This is a genomic window from Sessilibacter sp. MAH1, assembly GCF_054658315.1.
Genome location: NZ_BAAGIC010000004.1, coordinates 324,798 through 344,941 on the forward strand (window position 1 = coordinate 324,798; position 20,144 = coordinate 344,941).

19 protein-coding genes are annotated in these 20,144 nt (G+C 41.0%); 7 read left to right on the forward strand and 12 right to left on the reverse strand.

What is annotated here, in order from left to right; translation table 11 throughout:
* Positions 1 to 12: 12 nt before the first annotated feature.
* From ACYQ28_RS06400 to ACYQ28_RS06435, 8 genes are all read right to left on the reverse strand, one after another.
* Positions 13 to 852, reverse strand: coding sequence for a hypothetical protein (locus ACYQ28_RS06400; protein WP_460048903.1), 840 nt, complete (start codon positions 850 to 852; stop codon positions 13 to 15).
* Between the two features lie 36 nt (positions 853 to 888).
* Positions 889 to 1,671, reverse strand: coding sequence for an AfsA-related hotdog domain-containing protein (locus ACYQ28_RS06405; protein WP_460048904.1), 783 nt, complete (start codon positions 1,669 to 1,671; stop codon positions 889 to 891).
* Between the two features lie 18 nt (positions 1,672 to 1,689).
* On the reverse strand, positions 1,690 to 2,307 hold the full coding sequence (locus tag ACYQ28_RS06410) for a hypothetical protein (protein WP_460048905.1): 618 nt from the start codon (positions 2,305 to 2,307) through the stop codon (positions 1,690 to 1,692).
* A gap of 414 nt (positions 2,308 to 2,721) precedes the next feature.
* Positions 2,722 to 4,626, reverse strand: a complete 1,905-nt coding sequence (locus ACYQ28_RS06415) for a haloalkane dehalogenase (RefSeq protein WP_460048906.1) — start codon at positions 4,624 to 4,626, stop codon at positions 2,722 to 2,724.
* A 12-nt stretch (positions 4,627 to 4,638) separates the two neighbouring features.
* On the reverse strand, positions 4,639 to 5,676 hold the full coding sequence (locus ACYQ28_RS06420) for an MBL fold metallo-hydrolase (protein ID WP_460048907.1): 1,038 nt from the start codon (positions 5,674 to 5,676) through the stop codon (positions 4,639 to 4,641).
* A gap of 15 nt (positions 5,677 to 5,691) precedes the next feature.
* On the reverse strand, positions 5,692 to 6,873 hold the full coding sequence (locus ACYQ28_RS06425; RefSeq protein WP_460048909.1) for a hypothetical protein: 1,182 nt from the start codon (positions 6,871 to 6,873) through the stop codon (positions 5,692 to 5,694).
* A gap of 1,463 nt (positions 6,874 to 8,336) precedes the next feature.
* Complete coding sequence (locus ACYQ28_RS06430) at positions 8,337 to 9,107, reverse strand: alpha/beta fold hydrolase (RefSeq protein ID WP_460048910.1); 771 nt, start codon at positions 9,105 to 9,107, stop codon at positions 8,337 to 8,339.
* Positions 9,108 to 9,296: 189 nt separating this feature from the next.
* Positions 9,297 to 9,629, reverse strand: a complete 333-nt coding sequence (locus ACYQ28_RS06435; protein ID WP_460048912.1) for a DUF1820 family protein — start codon at positions 9,627 to 9,629, stop codon at positions 9,297 to 9,299.
* 232 nt (positions 9,630 to 9,861) lie between these two features.
* On the opposite strand from ACYQ28_RS06435, the gene miaB reads away from it, so the two are divergent.
* From miaB to ACYQ28_RS06465, 6 genes are all read left to right on the forward strand, one after another.
* Positions 9,862 to 11,277: a tRNA (N6-isopentenyl adenosine(37)-C2)-methylthiotransferase MiaB gene (gene miaB, locus ACYQ28_RS06440; protein ID WP_460048913.1), complete on the forward strand. Its 1,416-nt coding sequence runs from the start codon at positions 9,862 to 9,864 to the stop codon at positions 11,275 to 11,277.
* A gap of 300 nt (positions 11,278 to 11,577) precedes the next feature.
* Positions 11,578 to 12,600 carry a PhoH family protein gene (locus ACYQ28_RS06445; protein ID WP_460048939.1) on the forward strand — a complete coding sequence of 341 codons (1,023 nt, stop codon included), beginning with the start codon at positions 11,578 to 11,580 and terminating at the stop codon, positions 12,598 to 12,600.
* Positions 12,597 to 13,055, forward strand: a complete 459-nt coding sequence (gene ybeY / locus ACYQ28_RS06450; protein ID WP_460048915.1) for an rRNA maturation RNase YbeY — start codon at positions 12,597 to 12,599, stop codon at positions 13,053 to 13,055. The genes ACYQ28_RS06445 and ybeY overlap by 4 nt, the downstream gene beginning before the upstream one ends.
* Before the next feature lie 62 nt (positions 13,056 to 13,117).
* Positions 13,118 to 13,972, forward strand: coding sequence for an HlyC/CorC family transporter (locus tag ACYQ28_RS06455; protein WP_460048917.1), 855 nt, complete (start codon positions 13,118 to 13,120; stop codon positions 13,970 to 13,972).
* A gap of 52 nt (positions 13,973 to 14,024) precedes the next feature.
* A complete protein-coding gene (gene lnt, locus ACYQ28_RS06460) occupies positions 14,025 to 15,608 on the forward strand; it encodes an apolipoprotein N-acyltransferase (RefSeq protein WP_460048919.1) in 1,584 nt (527 codons plus the stop codon).
* Positions 15,609 to 16,079: 471 nt separating this feature from the next.
* Positions 16,080 to 16,991, forward strand: coding sequence for a DUF6279 family lipoprotein (locus ACYQ28_RS06465; protein ID WP_460048921.1), 912 nt, complete (start codon positions 16,080 to 16,082; stop codon positions 16,989 to 16,991).
* Here ACYQ28_RS06465 and ACYQ28_RS06470 read toward each other — a convergent pair whose 3' ends face one another.
* The 4 genes from ACYQ28_RS06470 to ACYQ28_RS06485 all read right to left on the reverse strand — a co-directional run bounded on the left by ACYQ28_RS06470 (position 16,992) and on the right by ACYQ28_RS06485 (position 19,282).
* Positions 16,992 to 17,759: a hypothetical protein gene (locus ACYQ28_RS06470; protein ID WP_460048923.1), complete on the reverse strand. Its 768-nt coding sequence runs from the start codon at positions 17,757 to 17,759 to the stop codon at positions 16,992 to 16,994.
* Between the two features lie 66 nt (positions 17,760 to 17,825).
* Entirely contained in the window at positions 17,826 to 18,215 is a 390-nt protein-coding gene (locus ACYQ28_RS06475; RefSeq protein WP_460048925.1) for a hypothetical protein, read from the reverse strand.
* A gap of 229 nt (positions 18,216 to 18,444) precedes the next feature.
* Positions 18,445 to 18,849, reverse strand: coding sequence for a GFA family protein (locus ACYQ28_RS06480; RefSeq protein ID WP_460048927.1), 405 nt, complete (start codon positions 18,847 to 18,849; stop codon positions 18,445 to 18,447).
* Positions 18,850 to 18,859: 10 nt separating this feature from the next.
* Entirely contained in the window at positions 18,860 to 19,282 is a 423-nt protein-coding gene (locus ACYQ28_RS06485; RefSeq protein WP_460048929.1) for a MarR family winged helix-turn-helix transcriptional regulator, read from the reverse strand.
* A 320-nt stretch (positions 19,283 to 19,602) separates the two neighbouring features.
* Here ACYQ28_RS06485 and ACYQ28_RS06490 point away from each other — a divergent pair, with 320 nt between their 5' ends.
* On the forward strand, positions 19,603 to 20,007 hold the full coding sequence (locus ACYQ28_RS06490; RefSeq protein ID WP_460048931.1) for a hypothetical protein: 405 nt from the start codon (positions 19,603 to 19,605) through the stop codon (positions 20,005 to 20,007).
* The last annotated feature ends 137 nt before the right edge of the window (positions 20,008 to 20,144 follow it).

The window sequence follows — 20,144 nt, forward strand, 5'->3', positions numbered from 1 at the left end:
AAGCTCCTACAATTAATTAGTTTCTAATTCGTCAAAAACACGTTGTTTAAATTTAAGTTGTGCATGAATATCACCACCAAGCCCAAACCGACCGATAGCACCACCGTGTGACATTTGATAACTCATCCACAAAACAACTACATTAATAATACGATTAGATTTTTCTTGATCATGACGCGGAAATGGATTTTCCATAGTCACCGAATAATAGGCACCACCTTCGTTATTGGTAACAAAAACATTGGGTATGCCCAGAGGCCATGGCCGTGTCGGATTTTCGGGATCGAGATCGCGCTGACGCAAACTCATAATGGTGTACAACGAATTGGGTAAAAGATTTTCAAATAAGAATTCAAACCGAGCACTACGCCCGTTTGGTAAAATAGAAACCTTTAATTCCCCCTTTGCGCGCATCCATTGAGTTAAGGTTACCGGTTCAAGTAATTGTCGGGACTGACCAATTTCGTAATCTGGAATCGGAGTTTTATGAAACGGATAACTGGGTCTGTGTTCGGAATTTGCATCTGGATATTGCTCCGGTGCAAACACCATTGGATAATTTGCACATGGCAGTGGCAGCGGAAGTGTGTGAAGTATTTTATTGCCGATATTTTCCGGTAAAGAATCATCAAACCGCTCGATAATATTATATTGGTCAATATCACCAAATCGCGGCGCAGGCGTATTTGCTGAAACGATTGCTCGGCCCCAGCGGGTAACGAGCTCACCATTCTCAATATAATTAAGCATGCCAATGACGATGAAGTTTCCATTCTCATCCATTACTTCGCTAGGCGGATACAAAGGTCCCTGTGTCGTTAAATCAAGTTCTTTGGAAATAGTTTTAATCATAAGACATTTCTCAGTGAGCCCATTACCCTACGTGCGTTATTTATCGGTACCGGTTTGCAGTCTCATTATTTCTTGCTCGCGCTCTAAAAGCTCAAAATTAGCAGCATCAGACGCAAGCTTAGCTTCTTTCTCTAACAACTGTGACTCAGGATAAACCGCGATCGAGTATTCCGCGGTCATACGAACTTGGTCAGACTGAATAACTTCCATGTACAGCTGGAATTTTTTACGATATTCATTTAAATCTTTCGATACAATTTTGTAATTAATATGAGCACCAACAGGAAACACAAAACCTTTGAAATCTGTCTTCATGGAATTAATCACAAAATAGGTTCTACCCCATGAGTCATCCAAGAAGTACTTCTCGGTAACGGCTAAAAATGCTTGGCGAGTTGCCTCGATCAAAATCATTCCTTGAATGTGTTGCCCGGTTTGGTGATCGCACATTAATTCAGAATTCTCATCGATGCTGATTACCAGTGTGTAAGTATCTTGATCAACTTTCTGAGGTTCGCAAATAAGCGTATTGGCGCTGATGCGTTTGTGGCTCAAATTAGATGTTGCCTGATCGGGAACTGATTTTAATTGTGAATCGTCCCAACGTTTTTTGGCTTTATCCAATTTATTAATTTTTTCAACAAGTTCATAAACGGTTTGATCTGAAATGCCTTGCCCTCGGAATAATTTTAACGGGCCAGGAACAATATGTTCAGGCAATTCAAGCATCGCCATCAATTGATTGACGGTCACAGAGTTTTTATTTCTTGTGAAGTTTTCAAACTTATTAGAAACTACAATTAGGCCATTACTGTACATGTTAAGCTCCTGTAGTTATCACGCAGCTGATAGATTTAAATAGGTTTTGGTATAAAGACCATCGGCGCCGCCACAAATAAATTTCTGGCCAGCTTGCTTTACGATGTCTTGATAACGAGGACTGGTGAATACAGCTTGATATTTTTCAGGATCTTCAGAAAAGCCAGATACAAACATAACACCTGGAGTAGTACTTACTAATGAGTGGTATGCGGTAAACTCTTCAACTTCCGGCGACTCTTTGACTACTTGGAAAATAGTATCTTGACGCCAATTTAAATACTCTTGCATTAAACTTGGTTTTACTTCGATATGACGTAACTGTACGTATTTTGTTTTTGGCGTAAAATTCTCTGAAGCTTTAGCAGCTTCAACATACTCTAGAATTTCACGATTAACATCACCACTTAGATCCCCAGAAACTTTCGCAATAACACGAGAATCTATTTTACTGATTTTTTCAAAATCTAAACCAGCCGCAATCTTTTCAATAACAACAACGCTACCGGCTTCAACAGATTGCAAAACACAATAATCAGAGGACTTACCCAAAGCAGCAATTAATTGTTTAGCAACGCTAGCTTCTTTACCAGATTCAACATTTAACTCAGTCACAAGCAGAAAGTATTTAGACATTTTTTATTCCTATTTATTGAAGATCTATTAGAAAAAACCAAACCACACAAAAATAATACACAGCGTATAAAATTAAATCTCTAAAAAATTTAACTAAAGTATTTTTCAAAAATGAAAACTTATGTATTTTTTCTACCACAAAGATTAAGCTTTTTTATCTACAGCAAAACATCTACGCAGCTATTACTCAATCAAATAAAGAAGAATTAAAAATTACAGAAACATACCCAAACTACCATCACAAAAAATATTAAACCTATTTATAGCTTTAATATTTTTTATTTTCATCAACAGAGAACAACCATTAAGTGAATTGGTAAGTTATTATTAGAAACTCTTATCAATCTAGGGCTTCTGGCGACACAAAGATGTATCGCCCACCGATAAAATGATGGACGAGTTAATTAGAGCTTCTTATTGAAGCTTTTGCTCAATCCATCGATTGAGTTGCTCGCCAATTTCATCAGGATAACTTTCTTGCAAATAATGCAAACCTGGCCCGAGGAACACAGACTCTAAATTAGGGAGAGTATTTATAATCATTGAACTGTCTTGAAAATTTCCTTCGGCATTAACAACGCCGGGTTCTGCGTAAAAATATAATTTAGGCACAGAGCTGTTCCTCAAAAAAGACGCATAACCATCTATGAGATCAATACTCTGATTACTGGTCTCACGGGCAGGAACCTCTCTAACCCACGTGTAACTTTGACGAACGTTTTCTACGTTATGTAAAAACGGCTCTCTGTATATCAATTTATCAGTCTCGGATAAACTGGGCTCTGTAACAAATAGGAATTCTTCAATAAAAAAATTAGTTTCAAGAACAAAACTTTCTTGTTCTGGCCTTCGCAGATCAACCAAGATCTCTGGCAAGTCTGATTCTTTTTCGTAAGGCCTTACGGGTGCTTCAAAAAAAGAAATACCTTTAATTTTGTCTTGATGCTGCGAAGCGTAGGTAAAGCCTAAAAGCCCACCCCAATCTTGAATCAAGAAAATAATATTATCGAGGTCTAAGACCTCAATAAACTCATCCAGCGCGGCATAGTGTTCTGCATAGGTTTGGCCATAACCAAAATCCGACAAACCGTGGTTAAGTAAATCGGGTACAATGACCCGATTATTATTGGAAAGATGTGGAATAATGTTTCTGTATAAATACGATGACGTAGGATTACCATGCAACATGACGACGGTATTTTCGCCCTTACCTTCGTCTAAATAGTGCATAAAACGTCCCTGTACAGGGACGTAATTAGACTTATAGGGATAGCCCGCAAAGGCAATTTGATCTGCCATTAGATTGTAGACCGACAAATCATTAGCCACTCGCAAGCGACCAGAATAACCTCCCGCACGAACAAGCGCTCGGGTTTGTTTCAGATTTTCTCGACCATCAACAAACAAAGAAATGTTCGATAAAACCAGATCGTTAATCTGTGCGGCTTGTGCAATTTCGGCAATACGCTGCGGCGTAGTATGAAAACCACTGGGCGTATTATCCACTACCGACGCGTCGTAAATTAATAAGTCAGAATTAATCGCCAAATCAATAATGTTGTTAGTTCGGCCAGTTAAATCACCACTATAGGTAAATTTATGACCTTTGTATTCGATACTGTAAGCAAGTGAGGGCGCAGTAAAGTGATTTACACCAACGGCTTTTATCAGTAAACCACCTTGGTTATACACAATCTGCGGCGCTAAATCTAAACTCGCATTAATATCAGTTACATCAAAGACAAAATCGCCAGACGCTACAATGTCTTCGAATAATTCGGCTGCGTAACGCTCCGCACCAACAAAACGATCGAAATTTCCTTCGATATATTCACTGGTTGTTGGAAATAGCGGAATATCAGTACCGGCAACTACGGCATTGTTGCTACCTGGGCCAAATATCTTTAAAGGAATACTACGAGGAGCAACGCCCGGATTAACGCCCGGCGAGTGTTCAAAATAGATAGTTCTAATCATGGCTGCAAGATTAGCCGTATGATCGATATGCAAATGACTTAATAGCACAATATCCAAGTCACGAATATCGACGCCACTCTCAGCTAATCGCTGATAGCTACCGCCACCGGCGTCCAACATTATTTTAGGCTTACCGTCAATAAACACTAAAATACTCGCTTGAGCACGCCCGCCCGATGTTGCTCTTGCGACGCCGCCACCAGAACCCAACACCATTATCGAAAACTCACCTTCAACCTTATCAACGGCGAGCTTTCCTTTTGCAGAACTTACTACTGAAAACGCCGAAAAAACCGTAAACGCAATTATCGCTATAAAATTATTTTTCATTTTATGTAACATAATGTCTCTCCCTTAAAGCCCTGAATTATTAGGCTTAGAAAGCGCTTGTAAGTTAACGAGTAGTAAATCTCTCGCAATACGAATTGGTCCAACATAACCCGCGTCTCTGATCAGCCGCTTCATCTGTGTTTGCTGCTGTACGCCTTCAGAACCAATGGTGAAATGGGTTAGCAATAAATTGTTAGCGTTTGCCATTGCTGAAATCTCACCAATTCGTCCGGGCGTGGTATGAAAAGGATTGGCTTGATTATTAGGAACAGAGGCGTCGTAAATTAATAAATCGGAATCTTGGGCAAGAGTAGCTAAGTTGTTGGTAATACTCTGTAAATCACCGCTGTAGGTGAGTTTTTTGCCGTTATATTCCACACTGTAAGCCAATGACGGCGCAGAAGTATGAATAACACCGATTGCAGAGATTTTTAATCCGTCTTGATCGTAGATAACACGCTCTGGCAGGGAAATATCTGCATCGACTTCAATTGCGTTATAAGAAAAATCCCCGGAATTTAGCACGGCATTAATTTCATGCACATGTCTATCTAAACCCGTTTCACGATCCCATTGCGAATCTAGGTATTCACCAATAGTTGGAAATAAAGGTACATTCGTATCACCAACTACTTCGTCATTACTTGAAGGCCCATAAACGGTTATAGGAATTTCACGCGGAATTCCCGGTGTCACCGGTTCTGAATTTTCAAAATACAAACTCTGTACGATCGGCGTTAAATCACCAGTATGGTCAGCGTGTAAATGCGTCAACAATACCAGTTCCAAATCTTTTAAATTAATTCCAGCTTCAGCAATTCTTTGATACGAACCAGCACCAGCATCCATAAGAATTTTGGGTTCACCGTCTATAAAAATAATATATGAAGCCTGCGCTCTTCCGCTTGCATCAGGTCTGGCCACAGCTGCACCAGAGCCCAATACCAAAACAGAAAAGTCCCCATAATTATTTCTATTGTTAGAAAAGTCGTTTACTTGAGCATTAACAATAGAACTCAGAAACGCGGCAGTGACGCCTAGGACTAACTTTGGCATTTTCATAAATCGTGCTCCTAATTAGTTGGTTTTTGATTTGGTGATAAAATTAGGGGCAAAATCAAATGTGCCATCAGATAGAGTATTAAATAAAACGTGAATATCTACACCCGGTCCGAATCGAGTAAAACACGCACCCCAGTTTTGTAAATCTGAGTGATAAACAACCGACAAGCCGACGATTCGTTTGCCAAATACATCGGTAGCAGGATCTGGAAATGGGTTTTCGACTTTAAAAGTGACGTCAGCATTACCACGCGAATCGGCCATAATAACGTTAGGCGTTGCAACCGGATCGATTGGACGGCGAGTCTCGGCTAACAAGCGAGGACGAACTGCCCAGGTTGTGTAAATGCTATTTGGAAGAAGGTTGCGTAATTTATAATTAAAATTTGCCGCGGTATAAGCGCCCTGCTCTTTATCCCAATCGGTAAGAGAAACGGTTAAACGGCCACGCGCTTTAATCCATTCACCCAATGTAATTGGCGTTGATCGACGATCACTATCGAGTGCATCTTCGCCGGGGCAAGCAACGCTAATATCGTCGCTACAGCCAGTTGCCGTTTGCGGATCTTCCGGCGCCCAAGTGTCGGCGTTATAACGGACGTTATCACCCTGAAAACCGTGTACCGGAGTTTCATGCAAAGGGTATTGAGGACGATAAAAATTACTAGCAAGTTGTGATAGTGTCGGAGCAATTTCTGGACAGGCAACACCATCGGTATTTAAGTTATGAGCGCTATCGCCTAAACCGGGAATTCTCGGCGCGCCAGATGGCGTGTCCCAGGGCCCAAAAGATTGCGTGAATAACACCATATCTAAATCACTGCTACCTTCCGATAAATCCAACTCTCTTACAACGGTATATTCTGCGCTGAAAGGATCATTAAGAACCAACACGCCATTTTCGTCTTGTGGTGGAATACTGTTTTTGGAAATTAGTTGATTTTGGCTCGGGATTACTTCAACAACACCTTCTGCATTTTTTCTAAGTGATTGACCTAGCAAAATAAAATCACCATTTTCATCGGCAACTTCTGCCGGTGGCCATATGGCGCCTTGGGTTGATAATGGCAAATCGATGCTGATGGTATTTCCGTTATTTGGTCTGTTTAAATCCACACTCTCTTGAGCCAATGCTACAGCGCTTAAGGCCAATGATAATAATGAAACTTTAAACGCAGCAAGTCGAACTGTGTTCATTTTCTTCTCCTTTATTTATTTTTCAGCAAGAAAAAATCAGAATATTTCCTAAACGCAAACAATCCATTCACGACATCGGAACTAAGAAACTAATTTAATGGGCAACCTAAAAAATATCGCAAAGATTTTTAAGGCAAAAAAATCCTACTACGCTAAACCATCAAAATATTCACCAAATTAAATGAATTAATTTTCCGACACTGAAAAATACAAGAATAAATGAGAAAAGAAAAAACCGACTCCAATCGAATTAGCTTTAATTAAAGACAGTCATAGAATAATTTAAAAAAACGCAGACATTTGAAGAAGTTTTTATAAATCAACTGTCATGATGCCCAACTCCAGTGATAAAAGTCACAAAAACAGTTCTTAAATATACAAATCACATGGATATATCGATACTTTTGAATAATCACGTTAAATAAGGTGACTAATTTTGAGCAAAAACAGTCAAAAAAATCAGCGATCGTTAATTAAAATTATCAGCGCGATTTAAAAACAAAAAATACGGTTTGATTTCAAGCATCAATTCAATTCCAAAAATATTGGCAAACCCAGAAGAATCAAACTTGCGGAAATAACTCCCCACAATTATAATTGCGCTCAAGATCACAAAAGATATAAACCACCTAAAAAAATTAATCTTCGTCATAAAAAGTGGAGTTTTTCTTTGGGTCATTTTTACAAACACCCTGTTATCAAATTTATAACACCACTATAGAAACAAAAAATATCTATAAATAACCTTCAAAAAATAAAAATCTATTTTTCAAAAATAATTCCAACAACAACACAGCAAACAGCTACAAACCCAGCATCAACATTATTGAAATAAAAAAAATCCCACTTAGAACTTTAAAGCCTCACCTTAAAACACTGCTTTATTTTTTAAATAAACCATTCAAGTAAATTCAATATTGCAAAAACAAAAATGAACTTGCTCAGCAAGAAAAATCATTCAACAAAACCGCCTGCGAAAAACCTTCAAAAAAATTCGAAGAATAGTTCTCACAATATAGAAGCGAAAATTAATGCTTTTATTTTGTAAAAATCAAAACAAAAGAAATTAGAAATTCTGGTTAGATCAAAGTCGCTTACAACACAAAAATGTACCGACAACGAGAAAGATTGAGAACAAACAAAATTAAAGAGAAATTAGAAGTCGCACTTATCGGTTTCTGCCCTTTGATTAAATCACAGAGGAATTAATCAGAGGTTACGGCTATACAGATTCAAAAAATCCGTAGCATCAAATATTTTTTTTGTTTAATGTTGATGAATCATGAATAGGAAACGCCAATTAACCTAGAGTTTCCAGTGGCACAAGGACGTACTGCTAAATTCAAGAGCGGTAAAAGATTGAAATTGTGAAAAATTGGAAATTGCCCTGTTAACTTCTTTCCTCTGATTAAATCAACAATGAGTTAATCAGAGGCTCCCACAGAATGGCGCAATTTACCTATTTAATCGTTTAGAAAGGTTGCGGTTAAACGAGCAACCATATTGGGTTTTTCGGCGTGCAACCAATGCCCAGTTCCTGTAACAACTTTTAAATCTGCATTAGGGAATCGTTTTGCTACTTCAGGTCGATGCTCGGGCAGCAAATAATCTGAGTGCTCACCTTTTAAAAATAAAATGGGATTTAGATATTGCGTGTCCGAGCGATTTGCACCAATGATGTGTGAATAATTAACTTGTAATGCTTTAACATTTGCTCGCCAAGCAAAATGGCCCGATTCTGTTTTGTATAAATTCTTTAATATAAAACTGCGTACCGGAGGCTCTTTAATAAAGTTAGCGAGTACATCGTCAACATCCTTTCGAGCAATCACAGAATCTAAATCGACAGAATTTAAGCCGGCAAAAATGTGTTCATGGCGCGGCACTACGTAATCTACTGGCGCAATATCACCAACAACCACTTTTTTGGCTCGCTCCGGTGCGCTAAGCGCTAACTCCATCATGGCTTTACCACCAAGTGAGTGCCCAAACAAATAAGCGCTGTCTATATTCTGGCTATCAAGAAATTCAACAATATCACCGGCCATATCGGCAAGTGTCATTTGGTCACTGTGTGGTGAGCGACCATGGTTGCGCAAATCGATGCTGTAAACGCTAAAAGAGTCGCTCAGTAACTTAGCAATGCCCGCAAGGTTTTCCAATGAGCCAAACAAACCATGAACCATCACAAGTGGTTCGCCAACATCACTAAACTGTTTAAAATTTAATTCCATGATTATTTTCGATTCTGTGCCGATGAGTGTACAAACAATGGATTGAGACTAACCATTGTTGTTGATGTTAATCGCTGAGATAACGATAGACATTAACCGTTTGGGCGAATGATACCAAACAGACGTTGCCTTGTGGTTTTAGATGTTCACAAGGCAGTACGGCAAACGTAAGAAAGGAGCTTAGGGTGACTAGAGGTCGGTTTTAGGATTTTGATTAGGGAACTGCAAAGTAGCGATTTTATCGTTGGATTTAACTTCGCTGATTTTACTGGTACCGGTCTTTTCAACTTCATCAATGCGAATAATCGCCTGCATAGGAATGTATGAGCGTTTTACGTCATTGAATTCTGACTTTAGCTTCTCTTCCGATGGATCTACAACCAATTGCGAGCGTTCGCCAAAAACGAACTCTTCAACTTCGATAAACCCGTACATTTCACTTTGGTAGATAGCTTTAGCAAAAATCTCATAAACCTGAGAGCGGTTGTAAAATATAACTTTGTAAACAGGTGTATTACTCATTGATCAATCCGAAAAAGTACATGCCAAGACTGCGGCGGACGAGAATAGCACATATGGGTTGGGATTCGCTCAAAATCAAGGCACCAGCCTTAAAATCTCTAAAGAAGGTCATCTTAGGTCTCATTCGATACCCACTCCCAAAGAAAAGCTTACCTGCACTGGTGGATGAATGGCGGTACGTTTATAATCCCGCCTCTTTTGTCACATGGTCACAAATTAACCGGAATTAATCATGTCTGAGCAGGAAACTTCATCAACCACGGCAACCGCTGTCGTTATCGAACCCAGCGCAACACCAGCGGCCAAAAAGCTGTTTATTCAAACTCATGGCTGCCAGATGAATGAGTACGACTCAAACCGTATTCGAGACCTGCTTGGCGAGTCTCACCAGTTAATTGCCACCGACAACCCCGAAGATGCCGATGTTTTGCTGGTCAACACCTGCTCGATTCGTGAAAAGGCGCAAGAAAAGCTGTTTCACCAACTTGGCCGTTGGAAACACCTCAAAGCCAACAAGCCGGATTTGGTGATTGGCGTTGGTGGTTGCGTTGCCAGCCAAGAAGGTGAAGCCATCGCCCAGCGCGCACCGTTTGTTGACCTTATTTTTGGTCCACAAACCTTACATCGCTTGCCAGAAATGCTTGAAACTCCGCGCGATAACGGCGCTGTGGTTGTGGATATTAGCTTTCCCGAGATTGAAAAATTCGATCGTCTGCCGCAACCAGAAGCCGATGGCGTTTCTGCGTTTGTATCTATCATGGAAGGCTGTTCAAAATACTGTACGTTCTGCGTAGTGCCTTATACCCGTGGTGAAGAAGTCAGTCGCCCGGCAGCGGATGTTATGAAAGAGGTGGAACATTTGGCAAACCAAGGTGTTCGCGAAGTGAATCTACTTGGCCAAAACGTTAACGCCTACCGAGGCGCCGATATCGACGGTGATGTTGTTGATTTAGCAGAACTTATCCACAGAGTTGCCGCTGTGCCCGGTATCGATCGCATTCGCTACACCACATCGCACCCGGTTGAGTTTTCTGAAGCCTTGATCGATGCTTACAATACAGTTCCAGAACTGGTCAGCCATATTCACTTGCCGGTTCAAAGTGGTTCAGACCGTATTCTTATGGCTATGAAACGCGGCCATACCTGTTTGGAGTACAAATCCAAACTGCGCAAGCTCAAGAAAATTCGCCCAGAAATCAGCTTTTCGTCGGACTTTATCGTTGGGTTCCCCGGTGAGACCGAAGACGATTTTGAGCAAACTATGAAGCTGATCAAAGACATGCATTTTGATACGTCTTTTAGCTTTATCTACAGCCAGCGTCCGGGAACGCCCGCCGCCGATCTCGCCGACGATACGCCGGAAGAAATCAAAAAAGCACGTTTACAACGCTTACAGCAACAGTTACTTAGCCAAGCGCAAATTATTAGCCGCCAAATGGTCGGCAATACCGAGCGCGTACTAGTGACTGGATACAGTAAAAAAGATCCTGGACAACTTTCTGGACGCACCGAGAATAACCGAGTTGTAAACTTCCGCTGCGATAATCCTGCGCTAATCGGCAAATTTGCAGACATATTAATAGAAGAAGCACTGCCGAACTCATTACGTGGCACACTGCTAACCAGCGAATTAGAAGACGACTTCTAGAGTTAAACCGCTCAGTGACTGATTTTTTTTCTCGGTCATTTAGGCTTGCCAGATGATAAAAGACTATCTAAAGCTCTGATTAACCCATTGTTGGTTTAACCAGAGGACCGAAATCGAAAATGCGATTTTGCTATCAAAAAGACCGGAGTGATTAACAGGCTTCTCTCCTCAGTCTTTTTGGTTTAGTCTTTGCCAAGATTTTTCAACCGTAAAGGACGGTTTCAAGAAACATTGAATAACAATACAACAACTACAGAAAGCGCTAACGACAAGACTCCAAATGAAGCAACCGCACCCGAGGTGCAATCTCATTCGGAACCTGTTCAAACTCTACAATTGGTTTTAGAGCCTGCCGACGCGAAACGCTTGGCAAGTCTTTGCGGTCAGCTCAACCAGCACATTCAACAAATCGAGCAACGTCTCGACGTCAGTATTAACAATCGCGGCAACGAGTTTTCAATTACCGGCACGTCCGTTATGGCCGAGAGCGCTTGCGCTTTGATTGCCTCTTTGTACGAAAGCACCGCCGACACTGGCGAACTGACCCCTGAAGAAGTGCACCTAGCGCTTCAACAGTCGAGCATAGAAGCCCTTGCCAGAAAGGCAGATCCGCAAACCGAAGGCGCCGCCGACGGTCAGGTGATTATCAAAACCAAAAAAGGTACGGTAAAACCGCGCGGAAAAAACCAACAACGCTATGTTCGCTCGGTACAAACCAACGACATCAATTTTGGTATTGGCCCTGCCGGTACGGGTAAAACCTATTTGGCCGTCGCCTGTGCCGTTGAAGCACTGTTGCAAGACTCCATTGAACGCATTTTACTGGTGCGCCCTGCTGTAGAAGCGGGCGAAAAATTGGGCTTTTTGCCCGGTGACCTGTCGCAAAAAGTCGATCCGTACTTACGTCCTTTGTACGACGCTCTCTACGAAATGTTGGGTTTTGAAACCGTTGGCAAACTCATTGAGCGCAATGTTATTGAGGTTGCACCACTGGCTTACATGCGCGGCAGAACACTGAACAGTGCCTTCGTAATTTTGGACGAAAGCCAAAACACCACGCGCGAACAAATGAAAATGTTCCTAACGCGCATTGGATTTGGCACTACCGCGGTCATCAACGGCGACCCCAGTCAAATCGACTTACCACGCGGCCAAGCGTCTGGCTTAAAGCACGCCATCGAAGTACTCGACGGTGTTGACGGTATAAGTTTTACCTATTTTGGTTCCAAAGACGTGGTTCGCCATCCGTTGGTACAGCGCATTGTCGAAGCCTACGACAAAGCCGAGCAGAAAAAAGCCGAGTCGAACAACGAGTCAGAATGAGCATCCTCTTAGACTTACAAAATGCCAGTACATCGAATCAGCTTCCCAGCGAAGCTGATTTTGTTTTATGGTCTGAAAAAGCCCTACAACACGCCGATGCAGAATGGGAAGTTACCATTCGTCTCGTTGATGAAGACGAAAGCCAAACCTTAAACCGCGATTACCGTGGCAAAGACAAACCAACAAACGTCTTGTCGTTCCCTGCCGATATCCCTGAAGAATTGGGCTTAAATTTGCTGGGGGACTTGGTGATCTGTGTTCCTGTTGTCATCCAAGAAGCGCAAGAACAAGATAAGCTTGTGACCGCACATTGGGCGCACATGGTTATCCACGGCATCTTGCATTTACAAGGTTTCGATCATATAGAGCTTGATGAGGCCGACGCGATGGAAGCCTTGGAAATTAAAATACTAGCGGATTTGGGTTATCCAGATCCTTATGTTGAAAGTGAGTAACCACAAACCATGCAGCTTATGCTGAATGCGAAAAGATTCTTAAACAGGAGAGTTTATCCCCCATGAGCGAAGACTCATCGAGTAGTCGACCGTCCTCACGAGTCCAAGAAAAGTCTTGGTTGGACAAGCTGATTTCTGGCTTTTCAGCTGAACCCAAATCCCGTGAGGACCTACTCAACATCATAAAAGATGCCGCTGCCAACCAATTGTTGGACGATCAAGCCGTAAGCATGATCGAAGGAGCCATCGAAGTTCAGGAACGCCAAGTTCGTGAAGTCATGATTCCAAGATCACAAATGGTTGTTATTAAAGTAGGTGATTCTTTACAGCAATTCTTACCGGTCATTATTGAATCTGCACATTCACGATTCCCCGTAGTTGGCGACTCTATTGATGATGTAAAAGGTATTTTGCTAGCCAAAGATTTGTTGCCTTCGTTACTAAACGGCATCGAGAGTTTTTCTCTTGAAAGCATCATTCGCCCGGCGAGCATCATTCCAGAAAGCAAACGCTTAAACGTGTTACTGCGCGAATTTCGTGAAAATCGCTACCATATGGCGCTTGTGATCGATGAATACGGCGCAATCGCGGGTTTGGTGACCATAGAAGATGTACTTGAAAAAATTGTCGGTGAAATTGAAGACGAAACCGATGAAGACGAAGATGGCTTTGTACGCAAGGTGTCTGACTCGGAGTACGTCATCAAAGCGCTTATGCCAGTCGAAGACTTTAACGAAGAATTTGATGCCGGTTTTGATGAGCACGAATTCGACACCATCGGCGGCATATTGATTCGTACCTTTGGCCACCTACCTCAGCGCAATGAAGCGACCGAAATCGACGGCTACAAATTCCGCGTTCTCCACGCAGACAGTCGTCAAATTCACTTGATACGCGTAACCCTGCCCGAAAACTGAAAGCAACTTTCTCGGTCTCACTAGAGACCGAGAGCCATCGTGGTGAACCCCAGTGCTAGAACCAACCGCAAGCGGCCAAACGCTCGTTGACTCAAACTCCGCAACTACCGTGAATACAAATAATCTCAGCATTAAGGCCGCTTTAGCATGGCTGTGCCTTTCGGGCTTGTCTGGGGCATCAATGACGCTCGGGCTGGCACCTTGGGATTATTGGCTAGTACCTATCGCCAGCTTTGCGATATTTGCGTGGATTCTCACACTAAGACTCTCGCCCTTTTTAACGGCGTTTTTCTTTGGCAGCGGCTTCTTTGCGACCGGTGCATCTTGGGTTTATGTCAGTATTCATCAATACGGCGGCACATCAGCACCTTTAGCGGTGGTGTTCACATCACTGTTCGTGCTTATGCTGGGATTTGTTTTTGCACTGCCATTTTTCATGTTCAGAAAAATAGTCGGCTATAACCGCAGTGCTATTTTGCTGTTTGCAGCACCCGCATTTTGGATTTTTTCCGAATGGTTGCGCGGCTGGCTTTTAACCGGTTTTCCTTGGCTGTATTTGGGTTACGGGCATATCCACAGCCCGCTGGCTGGTTGGGCACCTATCGGCGGCGTCCTTCTGATTTCGCTCATCACCGTTTGTACTGGAAGTTGGTTGCTCGAAGCAGCCCGGCAACTGTACCGTCGTCAAGACCTTCTCAAACCTATTTTGATATCGCTAAAGGTAAGCAGCTGGTGGGTGATCGGTTTATGGCTGTCATCTATTCAATGGGTACAGCCAACCGGTGACGATATTAAGGTTGGTCTAGTGCAACCGAATATTCCCCAAGAACTAAAATGGGTACCTGAATTTCGTAAACCTACGCTTGATCGCCTAACGTTTATGACCGAGCAACTCGCAGACAACGACTGGGTAATTTGGCCAGAAGCCGCCATACCAACTTTGTACCGTGGTGCAAAACCGTTCCTCGATAAGATGGCACTCAAGGCCGATCAAGAAAACACGGTCATCATCACCGGTGTACTCTATCAAAATCCGGATAACGGTCGCGTCCATAACAGCATTGTGGCTTTGGGCGAGCACGGCGAAGGGTTTTATCATAAAACACGTTTAGTGCCTTTTGGCGAATATGTGCCCTTGGAAGACTGGATTCGCGGCCTCATCGAGCTGTTCGATTTACCCCAGTCGATCATCATTCCTGGGCCTAGCGGCCAATCGGGCTTAGTTGCCAATGGCCATAAAATTGCCCCCTCGGTGTGTTACGAAGTGGTCTACCCAACATTGGTTGCTCATTACGCGAAAGACAGCGAAGTATTATTAACCATATCTAACGACGCTTGGTTTGGTGACTCAATCGGCCCGTTGCAGCACATGGAAATGGCTCAAATGCGAGCCTTAGAAAATCAACGCTTTATGATACGCGCCACGAACAACGGCGTTAGCGCTCTGGTTAATGCTAAAGGTGAAATCACCAAAAGCACCACCCAATTCACCCAAGAAGTACTCTCAGGCACCATTACCCCGCTGCAAGGTTCAACACCGTTTATGCTACTGGGCCACTATCCCATTTTAATTCTCTGCGCGTTATTGCTAGCAGCGAGCCTGTTTGTGAAACGAAAAGAAGATAGCGTTAACTAAAGCATTAAGCACAAAACCATAAATCATGAAGAAACAAAAACAACGTTAAAAATTTATTAAATTAACACGCTATAATTCAGAAACCACTGAGACAACGTTAAAAAGCTGACACTACTTTATCAAAGTAATACCTAGTCTTTACAAAGTTAACAATCAGTCACAAAGACCGAGTAGAAATTAGACTCAAGGAACCTCTGATTAACTCATCCACGACGTAATCGGCAGACATATCCTTGTGTCACTGGAAACTTTAGGTTAATCAGAGTTTCCTATATTTTCAGTTAATAGTTAAAAAAAGACGCCACACTACTTCGCAATGTCATCTTTTTTGCAGTAATTACTTAAAACCAAGTAAGAATATCGCTCTCTTAAATCCAAGTTTGCAACGTATCAAACACTAAACGTGTCAAACACTAAAAGAGTAGCGCATAACCTTCAACCACGTCAGTATAGCTCAGAGTTATTGGAATAATGATTTTTAACAATCTAATAAAAAAACTAACCTCATTAACAAAAGCCTGTTTGATTATTGGCTGTTTGCTTACGCTTACTAGCTGCTCGCAAACCAAACTGGCGTATGGTTTTTTAGATAATTGGATTCGTTGGCAAGTAAATGATTACGTCGATTTAAACTCACAGCAAAGCAAAATACTCAAATCAGAAAGTAAAAAATTCCATCAATGGCATCGTAATAACGAACTGGTGCGTTACTCGTTATTTTTAAATGAAACCATCGCCAATTTAGAAAACCCGCAACTAAAAAAAGAAACCGTTTCAGAAACCTTTACCCGCCTCAATCAATTTATTAAATCCAGCACTCAACAACTGCACGAACCAACTATCGCAATTGTTGCCAGCTTGAGTGACGAACAAGTTGAAGAAATTTTAAAGAACATAAAAAAAGAAGATGAAAAACTTAAAAAAAGCCTTAGTGAAGAAACACTTGAAGAGCGTACAGCTGATCAATTTAAACAGACACGCAAAACCTTTAAAAGCTACCTTGGCTCACTAACCGAAGAGCAAGATCAATTACTGGAAAACTTCTTTAAAGAAGGCCAAAGCGGCCTGCAATACAACGTAGAACGCAACGAAAACTGGCTTAATGACTTTGCTGAATTAATGAAAAAAGATCTGTCGCAACCCGAAAACCAACAACAAATTATTGATATTTTTTACAACTACCCAGAATACCTTAACGAAGAGCACAGACTTGCAACGGAACACAATACACAGCTTTTTCATAATCTTATCGTAGACCTACACGCAACCTTATCAAAAGAGCAAAAAGATAAGCTCATCAAAAAAATGGCTAACTATCGCGATGATTTTTTAGAGTTGGCAGGAGTAAGTTCTGACATACTGGTTTTAAAAGCCGAGCTTTAATCAACACGGCAATACCGATGTGACCGATCCAAGCAAGCTGCCAATGGCGTTAATAATCAGCGAAGAAACTCGTGCTTTATTCAATGCAATATCGACTAAAGCACCGAATATAATCGCCACATAACCGAGGTAAGCAAAGCCCATATAATCGTTATACAAAATCGTGTAGAACCAGTTCTGGCCAAAAATATAAATTGCCGACGACAACACCGTTGCTATAGCCAAAAATATGCCGGGTAAAAACAAATGAACCATTGCTTGGGGCTTAACAAACGATAGTAACAGTAAGATAGCGAATAATATAAAGTTCACACCTAAAAATATTCGTAAATCCGTTTTTAAATTACCAATAATTTCAACGTACTTTCCTTTTACAATATCCTCAAGGCTTTCTTGAGCGATATTAATATTTTTAAGACGCTCTAAATAACTTGCTGTTATGGATTGCGCGATAATTTTTTGTTTCTCGCAGTCGTAACCGCACATAGAAGCAACAATACGGGCGATTTTTTCGGGTAGATCTTGCTTTAAATCCTCAATGATTTGCTCAGATTCAAAACCGAGATTCCTTGCAAGCGCCTGAGCATTTGCTGCCACATTAGAATCTTTTAAACGTTGATAGCGCTGATTAACTTCCTTCTCGATTTGATACTTTGCAAAGCCTTTCGCAGACTTCTCAATCACTTCTGGCGAAGAAAACGTGACTAAAAATAAAACGCCAAACAGAACAACACCAAACAAGCCTAAAGATCTTAACGTGATACTCATTATCTAAAAATCCATTCCTTTAAAAACTCGAGCATTTAAAACATCAACAACACACAGAAAAAACCTTTAGTTAACACGCAAAACATAATACGTCTTAGGTGCACCCTCTATAGGTATCCATCTCTCAAAGGTACCTTTTAGGGTAATAATTGTTTTAGCACTTCTCAATAGCTCTCTTATTTCAGCTTGTTCATCCTCAAAAGGTATCAAATCACAAAAAAAGGCGCGATCTTCAAAGGGCGCGTCTTCAAAGACTAGGTTTTGTTTCGGTAAATTAGGCTCTGCGATAGTGGTTTGAATATTAAGGTTGGATACGATCATATCGAACGAATCCAAAGGAATATTCACAGGTAGCAAATCGGCATTCGCAGAATTTAGAGTTTGCGGAGTCTGGGTTGCACAACCTGAAAACAAACCGATAACACACACTAAAAACCAAAGCCTTAACATAAGCATTTATTCAACCTTCAAAATTTATAAATAACTTTTAGGAACCTCTGATTAACTCATCCATGATTTAATCAGAGCACAGAAATTGAAAATGCGATTTCCAATTTCTTCACAATTTCAATCACTTACGGTTCTTGAAATTGGCGACACATCCTTGTGTCGCTGGCAACTCTAGGTTAATCAGAGTTTCCTTTAATTTATCACGATAAAGTCGAAGTAAAGAGAAAAATCTACATTATCTAGGCGGGAACTCACTAAACTGTGGCAAATTATCTAAGATTTGATACCAGTCAGCTTTAGAGGCAACATGCATGTGTGCTTGCGGCAATAATGTTGGGCACGAATTTAAGGCACCGTATCGAATATGAATTAGCCCAACATCGGGTTTTTCACCGTAAAGTGTAGACCCACAATGGCTACAAAAGCAGGTGATTGTTTCTGTACTACGGCTAAACTGTTGTAGATAGTTCTCGCCTTTTAAAATCGTAAATTTTTGTTTCGCAATACCACCAATTGCAACACCAGAGGCACCAGAAGATTTTCTGCATAACGAACAATGACAGTAACCCGCATACAGAAACTCATCCAAAACCTCAAACTCAACCTTTGCGCAAGTACAATTACCGTTGATAACAGTCATAATAAAACCTTTAAATTTTTTCTAACAACATCAACAGCGTATCTGCGTTATTAGAATCGATATTTTTCAATAACGACTCAGACTTACTGTTTAAAGTCGCAGAGGCATTTTTAAAAAGCTCCTCACCCGCGGGCGTAATTTTTACCAAACTAACGCGCGCATCTCTGCCATTGGTATCTTTCGTTACCAAACCGATTTTCTCCATCGGCATAAGCATTCTAGTCACACCCGACGCCGTTCTCGCCAACGCATCGGCAATATCAATACGACGCAACGCCTGATTAGGCGCCTGCATTAAATTCAGCAACACCATGTATTCCGTTAAACCAATACCGTGAATAGCACCCAGGCTGTTGTCTAAATGCCTAGAAATAACCGCCGCGTTTAACCAAAGGCTCTTGGTAATTGCCCCATACTTAGAATCTGATTTCATATCATCCACACTTAACATATACTTGATTGGTCAAGTATATGTTAACAACCTCAATTGTCAACGATCTTTTTAATGCCTAAATCTAGGCAGCAATAACTGTTAACACCTGAGATGTTTTCTTCAAGATTAAATTGAAAGGTATTTCGTTACAGAAAAGAACTCATCTTTTTCTTGAAATTGCTGAGGTTATCTTTGAATTTAAGAAAATATTAAAAGGCCATTGTTTTTAGATTAGTCACAATTTACGATGCGTTTTCATAATATATGAGACAAATTAAAACTATGAATGTGTTTACATATCGCGCAGAATGGGTTGAAAAATGGCAACAACTCTAACAAAACACCTGGCAAAAGTAAGTTCCGCCATTGTTTTCTTAATTGCGCTAGCATCATGTGCTCAAGACGATCCAGAATTACAAGAATGCCCTATCACTATTGATTCAGTAACAGTCTTACTAATGCAAACACATAATGGAAGAGACTATTATTTATTAAAACGTATATCGGGTTGGCATGAAAAAACCGAAATCATTCAGTTATATGATCAAAAACCCGAACTTGATCGGTGTAACAAAGATACAATAAAACCTATATTTGAAGACTCTATAGAAATTGATAAAAATCTTATAGTTCTTAAGGCAGATCTAGCAACTGAAGAATTTGAATTAATTTATGACAACATAAAAGATGACTCAGAAAACATTTTATTAGAGTTAAAAAATTAGATGTCGCATAATAATAAAACTTGGTTTCGGATAATAAGTGCAATTTTCTTGAAAAGAGGCCAGCTGGTATAGTCGGCCATTTTTCTCGCCAAAGGAAAATGCACAATGAGCTATACCCAGCTGACCGATTACGAACG

Bases quoted from the DNA above. Each gene is read 5' to 3' on its own strand.
- ACYQ28_RS06400 (WP_460048903.1), bottom strand. From the start codon at position 852: ATGATTAAAACTATTTCCAAAGAACTTGATTTAACGACACAGGGACCT.
- ACYQ28_RS06405 (WP_460048904.1), bottom strand. From the start codon at position 1,671: ATGTACAGTAATGGCCTAATTGTAGTTTCTAATAAGTTTGAAAACTTC.
- ACYQ28_RS06410 (WP_460048905.1), bottom strand. From the start codon at position 2,307: ATGTCTAAATACTTTCTGCTTGTGACTGAGTTAAATGTTGAATCTGGT.
- ACYQ28_RS06415 (WP_460048906.1), bottom strand. From the start codon at position 4,626: ATGTTACATAAAATGAAAAATAATTTTATAGCGATAATTGCGTTTACG.
- ACYQ28_RS06420 (WP_460048907.1), bottom strand. From the start codon at position 5,676: ATGAAAATGCCAAAGTTAGTCCTAGGCGTCACTGCCGCGTTTCTGAGT.
- ACYQ28_RS06425 (WP_460048909.1), bottom strand. From the start codon at position 6,873: ATGAACACAGTTCGACTTGCTGCGTTTAAAGTTTCATTATTATCATTG.
- ACYQ28_RS06430 (WP_460048910.1), bottom strand. From the start codon at position 9,107: ATGGAATTAAATTTTAAACAGTTTAGTGATGTTGGCGAACCACTTGTG.
- ACYQ28_RS06435 (WP_460048912.1), bottom strand. From the start codon at position 9,629: ATGAGTAATACACCTGTTTACAAAGTTATATTTTACAACCGCTCTCAG.
- miaB (WP_460048913.1), top strand. From the start codon at position 9,862: ATGTCTGAGCAGGAAACTTCATCAACCACGGCAACCGCTGTCGTTATC.
- ybeY (WP_460048915.1), top strand. From the start codon at position 12,597: ATGAGCATCCTCTTAGACTTACAAAATGCCAGTACATCGAATCAGCTT.
- ACYQ28_RS06455 (WP_460048917.1), top strand. From the start codon at position 13,118: ATGAGCGAAGACTCATCGAGTAGTCGACCGTCCTCACGAGTCCAAGAA.
- ACYQ28_RS06465 (WP_460048921.1), top strand. From the start codon at position 16,080: ATGATTTTTAACAATCTAATAAAAAAACTAACCTCATTAACAAAAGCC.
- ACYQ28_RS06470 (WP_460048923.1), bottom strand. From the start codon at position 17,759: ATGAGTATCACGTTAAGATCTTTAGGCTTGTTTGGTGTTGTTCTGTTT.
- ACYQ28_RS06475 (WP_460048925.1), bottom strand. From the start codon at position 18,215: ATGCTTATGTTAAGGCTTTGGTTTTTAGTGTGTGTTATCGGTTTGTTT.
- ACYQ28_RS06480 (WP_460048927.1), bottom strand. From the start codon at position 18,849: ATGACTGTTATCAACGGTAATTGTACTTGCGCAAAGGTTGAGTTTGAG.
- ACYQ28_RS06485 (WP_460048929.1), bottom strand. From the start codon at position 19,282: ATGAAATCAGATTCTAAGTATGGGGCAATTACCAAGAGCCTTTGGTTA.
- ACYQ28_RS06490 (WP_460048931.1), top strand. From the start codon at position 19,603: ATGGCAACAACTCTAACAAAACACCTGGCAAAAGTAAGTTCCGCCATT.